Raw genomic sequence first — 11,963 nt, 5'->3', positions numbered from 1 at the left:
TTTGGCAAAATTTCCCGTTGACCGTGGAATAGTGGCGTTTGAAGGATTCGATGGCGGCGTGGAGTTGCTCGTCGGACGGCGGTTGCCCGTCGGTCAGGCAGCGCTCGACGAGGACGGCCATGCCCTTGCCGACGAAGCTATGCACCTCGGCCTGCGTGCGCGGCGGTGCGCCGACTTCGGCCAGCATCAGGCGACAGGCTTCGGCCAGATCGGCGATGGTGTCGAGCAGCGTGCCGTCGAGGTCGAAAGTGACAGAGTGGAAGTGCATCAGACTTTGGCCAGTTCGCTGCGCAGCGCGCCGATGATCGAATCGTAGCGATGCGGGTCGCTGTCCTTGCCGGCGCCGTAAACAGCAGAACCGGCGACGAAGGCATCGACACCGGCACGTGCGATTTCGGCGATGTTGGCGGTGTTCACGCCGCCGTCGATTTCCAGGCGAATGCGCCGGCCGCTTTCTTTTTCGTAGGCATCGAGCTTGGCCCGCGCCTGCCTGGCCTTGGCCAGCGTGCCGGTAATGAATTTCTGGCCGCCGAAGCCGGGGTTCACGCTCATGAGCAGGATGACATCGATCTTGTCGAGGACGTAATCCATGTAATCGAGCGGTGTCGCCGGGTTGAAAACCAGCCCGCCCTGGCAGCCGGCATCGCGGATCAGCGACAGGCTGCGGTCGACGTGATCGGAGGCTTCCGGATGGAAGGTGATGATATTGGCCCCGGCCTTGGCAAAATCGGGGATGATGCGGTCGACCGGCTTGACCATCAGATGCACGTCGATCGGCGCTGTGGTGCACGGGCGAATGGCCTCGCACACCAGCGGCCCGATGGTCAGGTTGGGAACATAATGGTTGTCCATCACGTCGAAGTGAATCCAGTCGGCGCCCGAGGCAATGACGTTGGCTACCTCTTCGCCCAGCTTGGCGAAATTGGCGGACAGAATGCTCGGCGCGATGACGTAATCTTTGGCTGACATGATGTTTCCCTGAACAAAAGCAGATAGACGAAATTATCCCATGCCCGACACCGACAAGTACCAAATCGAAATTCACCCCATGCCGCAGTTCATCCCGGAACAGTCCGACCCGGAAAATGACCGCTACATCTTTGCTTACACGATCACCATCAAGAACGTCGGCAGCATGCCGGCCCAGCTCGTTTCGCGGCACTGGATCATTACCGACGGCCACAACGAAGTGCAGGAAGTGCGCGGCCTCGGCGTCGTCGGCAAGCAGCCGCTGCTGCAGCCGGGCGAAAGCTTTCAATACACCAGCGGCTCATCGCTGACGACGGCCATCGGCACGATGAAAGGCACTTACCAGATGGTGGCCGAGGACGGCACGCATTTCGAGGCCGAGATTCCCGAGTTCGTCCTGGCCAGCCCGCGCGCCCTGCATTGAGCCTGAAATACAGCTACACGCTGATCGCCCCGTTTTACGATGCGGCGATTGCCCGGGCCACGCAGGCGGCGCGAGCGCGTAGCCTGGCGGCTCTGCCAAAGGAGGCGGGGCACGTGTTGCTGGCCGGCGTCGGCACCGGGCTCGATTTGCCACACCTGGCGCCGCAACACCACTACGTCGGCCTCGACCTCAATCAGGCCATGCTGCGCCGCGCCCTGCCCCGGGCCGGCCACGTCGATTTCGTGCCGGTGCAGGGCGATGCCCAGCGCCTGCCGTTTGCCGATGCCTCGTTCGACAGCGCCGTGCTCCACCTGATTCTGGCTGTCGTACCGCAACCGGCCCATTGCTTCGCGGAAATCGAGCGGGTGGTGAAACCCGGTGGGCAGGTCCTCGTCTTCGACAAGTTCTTGCGTCGTGGGCAATCGGCCATCCTGCGTCGGCTGATCAACCCGCTGGTACGCCGGGTGGCGACCCGGCTCGATGTGGTTTTTGAAGACCTACTCAGCGAAGCGCCCGGCCTCACGCTGGAACACGACCAGCCAGCCTTAGCCGGCGGCTGGTTCCGGATGATCCGGCTCCGGAAACTCTGAACCGGGCGGCTCGTGTTCCGGCTCATCCTTGCCCAGCGCATCTTCGATCCAGGCCAGCATCAGCGTGTAGGTCACGGCTAGCACGACCGGGCCAACAAAGATACCGATCAGGCCGAAGCTCAGCATGCCACCGATGACGCCGGCGAAAATCAGGAGCAGCGGCAGATCGGCACCGCGCTTGATCAACATCGGGCGCAGGAAATTATCGAGGCTACCGACGACGAGGCTCCACACGAGCAGCGCCGTCGCCCAGCCGGTGGCATCCATCCAGAACATCCAGCCGACGGCCGGCAGCAAAATCAGCATCGGCCCGATCTGGGCGATGCACAGCATGAGCATGACGGCCGACAGCAGCGCGGCGAACGGCACGCCGGCCACGGCCAGCCCGATACCGCCGAGCACGGTCTGCACGATGGCAGTGATGCCGACACCGAGTGCCACGCCACGAATCGCCAGACCGGCCAGGATGATCGAATTCTCACCGCGCTCGCCAGCCAACCGGCGGCCGAAACGCCGCGCCATGCGCGCCCCGGTTTCTCCACCGGAATAGAGAATGGCGGCAATCGTCACGACCAGGAGAAACTGGATCAGCATGCCGCCGACACTGCCCACCTGAGCGAGTACCCACTTTCCCGTATCGGCCGCATATGGCGTAACTTTGGCGACCAAACCCGTCGTTCCTGCCGCGTCGAGCTGCACCCATCCGGCGGCAATGCGCTCACCAACCAGCGGTACCGTTTTGACCCAGGTCGGCGGTGGCGGAAGGCCGTTGGCAGCAAACGACTTGCCTGCTGCGGTCAACTGGGCCGAATGGTCAAAAATGGTGTCGATAGCCAGCCATAGCGGCAGAACCAGCAGCAGCAACATGGCCACCGACATGATCGCCACCGCTAGCCCGCGCCGATTGCCCAGGCGCGTTTCGAGCGACCTGAACAGCGGCCAGGTGGCGACCACGATCATCACCGCCCAGACCGTTGCCGCCAGGAATGGCAGCAGCACCCAGAGCGACAGGCCAATTAACCCGAGAATGCAGAGGATGGCCAGCGTGTTGCGGGCGAGGTCCCGGCGGATTTCAGTCATCAGGACCGGTAGTCGGCGTTGATCTTGACGTAATCGTAGGAGAAGTCGCAGGTATAAACATTGGCCTGAGCGGCGCCGCGCCCAAGGTCGACGCGCACCGTGATTTCGGCCTGCGCCATCACACGGGCGCCATCTTCTTCCTTGTAGGCAGCGGCCCGGCCGCCCTGTTCGGCAACCAGCACATCATCCAGCCAGACCTTGACGCCATCGACATCGAGGTCGGTGATACCGGCGTAGCCAACGGCCGCCAGAATCCGGCCAAGATTGGGGTCGGAGGCAAAGAAAGCGGTCTTGACCAGCGGCGAATGGCCAATGGCATAGCCGACCTTGCGGCACTCTTCGATGTCCTTGCCGCCCTGCACGGCGACGGTGATGAACTTGGTCGCGCCTTCGCCGTCGCGGACGATGGCCTGGGCCAGTTCGACGGAAACGGCAATGATCGCCGCCTTGACCTCGGCCCAGCCAGCATCAGTTTCAGCAGCAAAGCTGGCGCCGGACTGGCCGGTGGCGATCATCACGTAGGAATCATTGGTCGACGTATCGCCATCGACGGTGATGCAGTTGAACGAGGCGTCAGCCGCCTCCTTGACGAGCTTTTCGAGCAAAGGCTGGGCGATGCCGGCATCCGTCGCCAGGAAACCGAGCATAGTTGCCATGTTCGGCTTGATCATGCCGGCGCCTTTGGAAATTCCCGAAATGGTCACTTTTTTCCCGTTGACCGTGACAATCCGCGATGCCGCCTTGGCAACGGTGTCGGTGGTCATGATGCTGTGCGCCGCGGCGTGCCAGTTGTCGGCCTTGAGGTCGGCGAACACGGCAGGCAAGCCGGCCTTGATGCGGTCCACCGGCAACAGTTCCAAAATGACGCCGGTCGAGAAGGGCAAGACCTGCCCGGCCGAAATACCGAGCAATTCGCCGACCGCATCGCAGCTTTCCTGCGCCGCCTGACGCCCCGGCTCGCCGGTCCCGGCGTTGGCGATCCCGGTATTGACGACCAACGCACGGATTTCATTCCCCGCAGCCAGATGCTTGCGGCAAATCTGCACCGGCGCCGCGCAGAAACAGTTTTGGGTGAACACGCCGGCGACCGTGCAACCAGCATCGAGCGCCACCAGCGTCAGGTCGCGACGGTTTTTCTTGCGGATTTCGGCCTCGGCAACACCGAGACGAACCCCGGCGACCGGGAAAAGTTGATCGGCGGCAGGGGTGGCGTAATTGACTGGCATTCTCATGGCTCCAAAAGCATCAAGGCACCTCGCGGGTGCCTTGGGGGAATCAGCAAAAATCAGGACAGCTTTCCGTGGCAGTGCTTGTATTTCTTGCCCGATCCGCAGGGGCAGGGATCGTTGCGCCCAACCTTCGGCCCGGTGTCGGCCGGCTGTTGTGGCGGCGCCTCGTCCGCATCGCCCAACGCCTCGTCAAACCCGGCGTGCTGGTACTGGACATTCTGCACATCGGCGTGCGGGGCGGTTTCCTCAACATCTTCCGGCGAGCGAATCTGCACGGTGAAGACGATGCGGGTCACTTCCTTGCGCACGAGGTCGAGCAAGCCTTCGAACAGCTCGAAAGCTTCGCGCTTGTACTCCTGCTTCGGGTTCTTCTGGGCGTAACCGCGCAGATGGATACCCTGACGCAGATGGTCGAGTGCGGCCAGATGCTCGCGCCAGTGGCTGTCGAGGCTCTGCAACATGACATTGCGCTCGAACTGCTGGAAGTTGGTCGCGCCGACTAGTTCGACCTTGGCCCGATAAGCTTCGTCAGCTTCCTTGGTGATACGGGCCAGGATTTCCTCGTCCGACAGCGTCGGCTCATCCTTGAACCACTGGGCAACCGCGGCATTGATCTGCAGTTCGGTGGCCAAGGCTTGCTCGAGGCCTTCCATGTCCCACTGTTCTTCGACCGACTCGGCCGGAACGTAGGTACGGAAGACATCGGCGATGACGCTCTGGCGCATAGCGGTGATGGTCTCGGAAATATCGTCCGTTTCCAGCAGCTCATTGCGCTGCTGGTAGATCACCTTGCGCTGGTCGTTGGAGACGTCGTCGTATTCGAGCAATTGCTTGCGGATGTCGAAGTTGCGGGCTTCGACCTTGCGCTGTGCGGATTCCAGCGAGCGGGTGACGAGCGGATGCTCGATCGCCTCGCCTTCCGGCATTTTCAGCTTGTCCATGATGGCGCGCAGGCGCTCGCCGGCGAAGATGCGCAAAAGTGGATCGTCGAGCGACAGGTAGAAGCGCGACGAACCGGCATCGCCCTGACGACCGGCCCGGCCACGCAACTGGTTGTCAATGCGTCGCGACTCGTGACGCTCGGAGCCGATGATGTGCAGGCCACCGGCGGCGAGCACGGCGTTATGCACATCCTGCCACTCGGCCTTCATCGCGGCGACTTTCTCCTCACGCTCGGCTGCCGGCAACGACTCATCGTCGCGAATGGCGGCCAGCGGCTTCTCGATATTGCCGCCGAGCACGATGTCGGTACCGCGACCGGCCATGTTGGTGGCGATGGTCACCATCCCCGGTCGACCGGCCTGGACGACGATTTCCGCTTCGCGGGCATGCTGCTTGGCATTGAGGACCTGATGCGCCAGATTTTCCTTGTCGAGCAAGCCGGAGAGCAGCTCCGATGCCTCGATTGAGGTCGTGCCGACCAGCACCGGCTGGCCGCGCTTGGCGCAATCCTTGATGTCGGCGATGATCGCCGTGTGCTTCTCGTCGGCGGTCTTGTAGACCAGGTCATTCATGTCCTTGCGGACCATCGGCCGATGCGTCGGGATAACGACCGTTTCCAGACCGTAGATCTGGTGGAATTCGTAAGCTTCGGTATCGGCCGTGCCGGTCATGCCGGCCAGCTTGTTATACATCCGGAAGTAGTTCTGGAAGGTGATCGAAGCCAGCGTCTGGTTCTCGGCCTGGATCTGCACGCCTTCCTTGGCCTCGACGGCCTGATGCAGACCATCGGACCAGCGCCGCCCAACCATCAGACGACCGGTAAATTCGTCGACGATGATGACTTCACCGTTCTGCACAACATAGTGCTGATCCTTGTGAAACAGCGTCATGCCGCGCAGGGCGGCGTTCAGGTGATGCATCAGCGTAATGTTGGCGGCATCGTAAAGACTGGTGCCATCGGCCAGCAGGCCATACTCGGCGAGCAACTGCTCGGCATGTTCGTAGCCGGCTTCCGACAGATGAACCTGGTGGCCCTTTTCGTCGACCCAGTAGTCACCCTCGCCGTTTTCTTCCATCGCCCGCGTCAGGTTGGGAACGACGTCCTTCATGCGCAGGTAAAGATCCGTCTGGTCTTCGGCTTGGCCGGAAATAATCAGCGGCGTGCGGGCTTCATCGATCAGGATCGAGTCCACTTCGTCGACGATGGCGAAATTCAGCGTCCTTTGCACGCGCTCGCCGGCCGTATAGACCATGTTGTCGCGCAGGTAATCGAAGCCGAATTCGTTGTTGGTACCGTAGGTGATGTCAGCCGCGTAGGCAGCCTGCTTGGCTTCGTGATCCATCTGCGACAGGTTGACGCCCACGGTCAACCCGAGAAAACGGTGTAAACGCCCCATCCAGTCCGAATCGCGGGTTGCCAGGTAGTCGTTCACCGTAATGACATGGACGCCCTTGCCGGAAATGGCGTTGAGATAAGCCGGCAGCGTACCGACCAGCGTTTTGCCTTCACCGGTCCGCATTTCGGCGATCTTTCCGTCATGCAGAACCATGCCGCCAATCATCTGGACGTCAAAATGGCGCATGCCGAGGGCGCGGACACCAGCTTCGCGGACCACTGCAAAAGCTTCGGGGAGCAGCGCATCGAGCGATTCGCCATTGGCGTGGCGCTGGCGGAATTCGTCCGTCTTGGCGCGCAAGGCCTCGTCACTGAGCGCCTGCATGGCTGGCTCAAAGGCGTTGATGCGCTTGACTGCCAGAGAATATTGTTTGATCAGCCGGTCGTTGCGGCTGCCGAAAATCTTTTTGAGTAGGCCGGGTATCATCGCGATGGAATTGGGTTGTGCGGCGGGTTTTGCGCAGTGCGGCAAAGCGACGATTCTAACACGCCCCCTTGGCCCGATGATGGCGACCTAAATCAAGGGAAGTCGTCTCAGCTTAACGGCGCTTGACCAGCGCGTATTCATCGCCCTGCTTGAGGAAATTCGCCGGATTCTGGGCTACGCCGAGCATGCGCACCTCAAAATGCAAATGCGACCCGGTCGACCGACCGGTAGTACCAACGGCGCCGATCTGACTACCTCGCTTGATCAGGCTGCCAGCCTGAACATCCATGCGCGACAAATGAGCGTAGCGGGTGGTCAGCCCCTCGCCATGATCAACCTCGATCAGATTGCCGTATTCAGAATGGAGCGCTGCCGACAACACCACACCGTCAGCCGCAACCACAACTGGCGTACCCGTCTCGGCAGAAAAATCAATGCCTTCGTGCATCGAACGCAGGCCAGCAAACGGATCGCTACGATGACCGAACGGCGAACCCAGGACCGCATCCTTGACCGGCAATATCGTCGGCAACAGGCGATCCCTGACCCGCTTTTCGAGCAGCTTGAATTCCAGGAAAGCCAGATCATCGCTGCGTTCATCCACCGCACCGGCCAGTCGATCAATTTCCCGCTGGAGCTCAATGGCCGACATCGGCGCTGCAATATACGGACCGCCCTGACCTGACTTGGTCACTTCGGCCGCCGCCGGGCGCTTGATACCAACCAACCCGGACATGCGCTCGCCCAATGTGTCGAGCTGCAACACCTTGCCCTGCAACTCGCCCAAGCGGGTCGCCATCAACTGCAGATTGTTGTTGAGATGCTCCCGCGTCTTCCTGGCCTCCTGTTGCTGCATGGATAGCATCAAATCTTCGACCAGCGGCAGGCGCAGGTGAACAGACAACCATGAGAACAATGCCGAAGTCGAAAAGACCAGGGCAAAAAAGACGAACAGCGCGGCCAACACATGGCGAGGCATAATGGTGATTGTTCTCGCTGCCTTGAGGTGGCGCGAAACCAGAATAATCTGCATGGAACCTCCAATGTACAAAGGGCCTGAGCACTATCTCGACAAGGACGCCGCCGCCGGCAGGGTCATGGCCCACGCCCGGTTGCTGCTCAAGCTCTCGCGTCGCTTCGAAGCGGTCGCCCCGGTAGGGCTGCGCCACTCGGCTCACGTTGCCAATTACAAGTTGGGGACAATCATTATCCACGCCGATAACGGCGCGGTCGCTGCCAAGATTCGCCAGTTAAGTCAGCGCTTGAGCAACGAATTATCAAAAGGCGGGGCGGAGTGTAGCGGCATCGAGGTAAAAGTACAACCCCGCCAAATTCCTTCCCAATCAATGAGTTACACGCAAAAGCCGCTCTCCGACAAGGCAATCGGGATGTTGCAGGCAACCACTGACAAGCTACCGGAAGGGCCGCTCCGCAAGGCGCTGGACAATCTTCTGAAGCGTGCCGCTAGAGCGGAATAGTCGCCAGGCGCTCAATGAACATGAGGGCAAAAACGACCAGCGCGAAAACGATGCCGTATTTAAGCAGACGGCCACTCAAGCTCAGGTAATAGCGATTACCGGTAAATGTGTAGATCAGCAGGCTGGCACCAATGCCGATTACTAGGATGGCCGCCAGCAGACGTAGCAGCCACATGGCCGTTTAGGCGGCCGCTTGAGCGAGCCAGCGGGTGACGCCACTCGGCGCGTGCGCGGCTTCTTCGAAGGTGGCGATTGCCCAGCAGTCCTGGTGTTCGAGCAGGGCACGGGCCAACTGGTTGTTCATGGCATGACCGCCCTTGTGCGACGAATAGGCGGCGAGTAGCGGATGGCCAAGCAGGTAGAGATCGCCAATGGCGTCGAGAATCTTGTGTTTGACGAACTCGTCGCCGTAACGCAGGCCGTCCTGATTAAGGACGCGGAATTCGTCGAGCACGATGGCGTTTTCGAGGCCGCCGCCAAGGGCGAGGCCGTTTTCACGCAGGTATTCAACTTCCTGCATGAAGCCAAAGGTCCGGGCGCGCGAGATTTCGCGGGTGTAGGACTGCTCGGCGAAATCGATTTCAGCCTTCTGGGCCGACTTGTCGATGGCCGGATGATTGAAAACGATGGAAAAGGTCAGACGATAACCGTCGTAAGGCTCGAAGCGCGCCCACTTGTCGCCGTCACGCACTTCGATCGGCTGGGTAACGCGAATAAATTTCTTGGCCGCGTTCTGTTCCTCGATGCCAGCGGACTGGATCAGGAAAACGAACGGTGCAGCCGACCCGTCGAGGATGGGCACTTCCGGCGCATCCAGATCAACCCAGGCGTTGTCAATGCCAAGGCCGGCGAGGGCCGACATCAGGTGTTCGATGGTACCAACCTTGACCCCGTCCTTTTCCAGACAGGAGCACATGCGCGTATCGCCGACCATGAAAGCCGTGGCGGGAATATCGAGCGGCTCGGGCAGGTCGACGCGACGAAAGACGATGCCGGTATCCGGAGCGGCCGGGCGCAGGGTCAAGTTGACCTTGACGCCACCGTGCAGGCCAACGCCGGAGGCGCGGATGACGGTCTTCAACGTGCGTTGCTTGAGCATGCTAAGTACTTGAATGATTGGGGAAGGTGGCGGATTGTAACACAAGCCGCCACCACCCTTTTTCAGAGAGAGTTTTTGTTACCTCAATCCGCCTGCTTACGCAGGAAAGCCGGAATGTCGTAACGATCGACACCGCTGTTGGCCAATGCCTCGACGGTCACATTGCGTTTGCGGACGACGGCCGGGACATCGGCCATCTGGTTGTAGTCAATGGCCGGACCGTTCGAGAAGGCGACGGCATCGCTGGTACCAGTCGCCTGAACGAGAACCGGCTGGGTGAATACTTCCGGCTGGCGGGCACGGGCCGCGGCAACCTGGCCGAGGCCGGTGGCGACGACGGTGACGCGCAGGGCATCGCCCATCAGCTCGTCATAAACGGCGCCGAAAATGATGTGGGCATCGTCGGCGGCAAAGGCCTTGACGGTGTTCATCACTTCGTTGACTTCCTTCATCTTGAGGCCGCCCTTGGCCGCCGTGATGTTGACCAGCACGCCACGGGCGCCGGACAGGTTGATGCCTTCGAGCAGCGGCGAGGCAACGGCCTGCTCGGCGGCGATGCGGGCGCGATCAACCCCGGCAGCGGCGGAAGAGCCCATCATGGCGCGGCCCATTTCACCCATGACGGTGCGCACGTCTTCGAAGTCGACGTTGACCAGACCCGGATAGGTAATGATTTCAGCGATACCGCCAACGGCATTTTTCAGCACGTCGTCGGCGGCGCGGAAGCAATCGTCGACATCGGCGTCATCGCCCATGACTTCCATGAGCTTGTCATTGAGGATGACGATCAGCGAATCGACATGCTTGGAGAATTCGGCGATGCCGGCTTCAGCCGACTTCATGCGCTTGTTGCCTTCGAAGCTGAACGGCTTGGTGACCACACCAACGGTCAGGATACCCATTTCGCGGGCGATTTCGGCGACGACCGGCGCTGCGCCGGTACCCGTGCCACCGCCCATGCCAGCGGTGATGAAGGCCATGTGGGCGCCTTCCAGCGAGGCGCGAATTTCTTCACGATGCGCATCGGCGGCGGCCTGGCCGGCTTCCGGCTTGGCGCCGGCACCGAGGCCGGTCTTGCCGAGCGACAGCTTGCTCGATGCGGCATTGCGGCTGAGCGCCTGGGCGTCGGTGTTGGCGGCGATGAATTCAACGCCGCTGACGCCTTCGCGAATCATGTGCTCGATGGCATTGCCACCCGCGCCACCCACGCCGAATACCTTGATGATGGTACCGGCATCTTCGTCTTTCTCGATGATCTCAAACATGATGACTACCTCCTCTGAAAAAACTGTTCAACAACAAATCAAAAATTCTTGGCAAACCACGACTTCATGCCGTCAAAGACATCCTTGAAGCCCTGCTTTTCCTGGATCTTCTGGCCACGCTTGCGCTGCGCCTGGGCTTCGAGCAGCAGGCCGTAAGCCGTCGAGAAGCGTGGGCTCTGCACGACATCGGCCAGGCTGCCGGTGTATTTCGGGTTGCCGAGGCGGACCGGCATGTGGAAGATTTCCTCGCCCAGCTCGACCATGCCCGGCATGACGCTGGCGCCGCCGGTCAGCACGATGCCGGAGGAGAGCACTTCCTCGAAGCCGGCGCGGCGCAGTTCGTTCTGGATCAATTCGTAGAGTTCCTCGACGCGCGGCTGGATGACGTCGGCCAGGGCGCGGCGCGACAGCTTGCGGCTCGGCCGGTCGTCGACGCCGGCAACGTCGAGGTTCTCGCTGATGTCGGCCAGCTGCGACAGGGCGCAGCCGTACTTGCACTTGATGTCCTCGGCCTCGCGGGTCGGCGTGCGCAGCGCCATGGCGATGTCGTTGGTGACCTGGTCGCCGGCGATCGGAATGACCGAGGTATGGCGGATGGCGCCCTGCGTCCACACGGCGATGTCGGTCGTGCCGCCGCCGATGTCGATCAGGCAGACGCCGAGATCTTTTTCGTCCTCGGAGAGCACGGCGTAGCTGGAGGCCAGCGGCTGCAGCACGAGGTCATTAACCTCCAGACCGCAACGCCGCACGCATTTGACGATGTTCTGGGCCGCCGAAACGGCGCCAGTGACGATGTGGGTCTTCACTTCCAGGCGCATGCCGCTCATGCCGATCGGCTCGCGGATGCCGTCCTGGCCGTCGATGACGAATTCCTGGGTGAGGATGTGGAGGATTTCCTGATCGGCCGGAATGGGCATCGCCTTGGCCGTTTCGATGACGCGTTCGACGTCGCTGGTGGTGACTTCCTTGTCCTTGATCGCCACCATGCCGTTCGAGTTGAAGCTCTTGATGTGGCTGCCGGCGATGCCGGTGTACACGTTGGTCACCTTGCAGTCGGCCATCAG

Annotated in this window: 13 protein-coding genes; 3 read left to right on the top strand and 10 right to left on the bottom strand. The window is 61.3% G+C overall.

Going from position 1 to position 11,963, the window contains the following annotated elements:
- Positions 1-268 (bottom strand): HAD hydrolase-like protein (locus tag ADADOO_RS12615; protein ID WP_511277856.1); only part of this gene is annotated, 268 nt, incomplete at its 3' end.
- Entirely contained in the window at positions 268-969 is a 702-nt protein-coding gene (rpe, locus tag ADADOO_RS12610) for a ribulose-phosphate 3-epimerase (RefSeq protein ID WP_511277855.1), read from the bottom strand. The genes ADADOO_RS12615 and rpe, both read right to left, overlap by 1 nt.
- Positions 970-1,009: 40 nt before the next feature.
- Here rpe and apaG point away from each other — a divergent pair, with 40 nt between their 5' ends.
- Positions 1,010-1,393 carry a Co2+/Mg2+ efflux facilitator ApaG/CorD gene (gene apaG, locus ADADOO_RS12605; RefSeq protein ID WP_511277854.1) on the top strand — a complete coding sequence of 128 codons (384 nt, stop codon included), beginning with the start codon at positions 1,010-1,012 and terminating at the stop codon, positions 1,391-1,393.
- Positions 1,390-1,983, top strand: a complete 594-nt coding sequence (locus ADADOO_RS12600; protein WP_511277853.1) for a class I SAM-dependent methyltransferase — start codon at positions 1,390-1,392, stop codon at positions 1,981-1,983. The genes apaG and ADADOO_RS12600 overlap by 4 nt, the downstream gene beginning before the upstream one ends.
- On the opposite strand, the gene ydiK is transcribed toward ADADOO_RS12600, so the two are convergent.
- The 4 genes from ydiK to ADADOO_RS12580 all read right to left on the bottom strand — a co-directional run bounded on the left by ydiK (position 1,939) and on the right by ADADOO_RS12580 (position 8,090).
- A complete protein-coding gene (ydiK, locus tag ADADOO_RS12595; protein ID WP_511277852.1) occupies positions 1,939-3,063 on the bottom strand; it encodes an AI-2E family transporter YdiK in 1,125 nt (374 codons plus the stop codon). The two genes, ADADOO_RS12600 and ydiK, sit on opposite strands and share 45 nt — an antisense overlap.
- A complete protein-coding gene (gene argJ, locus ADADOO_RS12590) occupies positions 3,063-4,289 on the bottom strand; it encodes a bifunctional glutamate N-acetyltransferase/amino-acid acetyltransferase ArgJ (RefSeq protein WP_511277851.1) in 1,227 nt (408 codons plus the stop codon). Before argJ ends, ydiK begins: the two co-directional genes overlap by 1 nt.
- A gap of 59 nt (positions 4,290-4,348) precedes the next feature.
- On the bottom strand, positions 4,349-7,057 hold the full coding sequence (gene secA, locus ADADOO_RS12585; protein WP_511277850.1) for a preprotein translocase subunit SecA: 2,709 nt from the start codon (positions 7,055-7,057) through the stop codon (positions 4,349-4,351).
- Positions 7,058-7,169: 112 nt separating this feature from the next.
- On the bottom strand, positions 7,170-8,090 hold the full coding sequence (locus tag ADADOO_RS12580) for a M23 family metallopeptidase (protein WP_511277849.1): 921 nt from the start codon (positions 8,088-8,090) through the stop codon (positions 7,170-7,172).
- A 10-nt stretch (positions 8,091-8,100) separates the two neighbouring features.
- Here ADADOO_RS12580 and ADADOO_RS12575 point away from each other — a divergent pair, with 10 nt between their 5' ends.
- On the top strand, positions 8,101-8,535 hold the full coding sequence (locus tag ADADOO_RS12575; RefSeq protein ID WP_511277848.1) for a DciA family protein: 435 nt from the start codon (positions 8,101-8,103) through the stop codon (positions 8,533-8,535).
- On the opposite strand, the gene ADADOO_RS12570 is transcribed toward ADADOO_RS12575, so the two are convergent.
- The 4 genes from ADADOO_RS12570 to ftsA form a co-directional block, all read right to left on the bottom strand.
- On the bottom strand, positions 8,522-8,710 hold the full coding sequence (locus tag ADADOO_RS12570) for a hypothetical protein (RefSeq protein WP_511277847.1): 189 nt from the start codon (positions 8,708-8,710) through the stop codon (positions 8,522-8,524). The two genes, ADADOO_RS12575 and ADADOO_RS12570, sit on opposite strands and share 14 nt — an antisense overlap.
- Before the next feature lie 6 nt (positions 8,711-8,716).
- The gene (gene lpxC / locus ADADOO_RS12565) at positions 8,717-9,634 is read right to left on the bottom strand and encodes a UDP-3-O-acyl-N-acetylglucosamine deacetylase (protein ID WP_511277846.1); all 918 of its coding nucleotides are present in this window, start codon (positions 9,632-9,634) and stop codon (positions 8,717-8,719) included.
- Between the two features lie 83 nt (positions 9,635-9,717).
- Positions 9,718-10,899, bottom strand: a complete 1,182-nt coding sequence (ftsZ, locus tag ADADOO_RS12560) for a cell division protein FtsZ (RefSeq protein ID WP_226401756.1) — start codon at positions 10,897-10,899, stop codon at positions 9,718-9,720.
- Positions 10,900-10,937: 38 nt separating this feature from the next.
- Positions 10,938-11,963, bottom strand: a 1,026-nt coding sequence (ftsA, locus tag ADADOO_RS12555) for a cell division protein FtsA (protein WP_511277845.1), incomplete at its 5' end; no start/stop codon positions are given.

Origin of the sequence: Azonexus sp. (assembly GCF_036170495.1) — a bacterium.
Lineage (GTDB): Bacteria > Pseudomonadota > Gammaproteobacteria > Burkholderiales > Rhodocyclaceae > Azonexus.
This window is presented reverse-complemented; position numbering and strand designations above follow the sequence as displayed.

Coding starts and splice junctions, on each gene's coding strand:
- rpe (WP_511277855.1), bottom strand. CDS start 969: ATGTCAGCCAAAGATTACGTCATCGCGCCGAGCATTCTGTCCGCCAAT.
- apaG (WP_511277854.1), top strand. CDS start 1,010: ATGCCCGACACCGACAAGTACCAAATCGAAATTCACCCCATGCCGCAG.
- ydiK (WP_511277852.1), bottom strand. CDS start 3,063: ATGACTGAAATCCGCCGGGACCTCGCCCGCAACACGCTGGCCATCCTC.
- argJ (WP_511277851.1), bottom strand. CDS start 4,289: ATGCCAGTCAATTACGCCACCCCTGCCGCCGATCAACTTTTCCCGGTC.
- secA (WP_511277850.1), bottom strand. CDS start 7,057: ATGATACCCGGCCTACTCAAAAAGATTTTCGGCAGCCGCAACGACCGG.
- ADADOO_RS12580 (WP_511277849.1), bottom strand. CDS start 8,090: ATGCAGATTATTCTGGTTTCGCGCCACCTCAAGGCAGCGAGAACAATC.
- ADADOO_RS12575 (WP_511277848.1), top strand. CDS start 8,101: ATGTACAAAGGGCCTGAGCACTATCTCGACAAGGACGCCGCCGCCGGC.
- ADADOO_RS12570 (WP_511277847.1), bottom strand. CDS start 8,710: ATGTGGCTGCTACGTCTGCTGGCGGCCATCCTAGTAATCGGCATTGGT.
- lpxC (WP_511277846.1), bottom strand. CDS start 9,634: ATGCTCAAGCAACGCACGTTGAAGACCGTCATCCGCGCCTCCGGCGTT.
- ftsZ (WP_226401756.1), bottom strand. CDS start 10,899: ATGTTTGAGATCATCGAGAAAGACGAAGATGCCGGTACCATCATCAAG.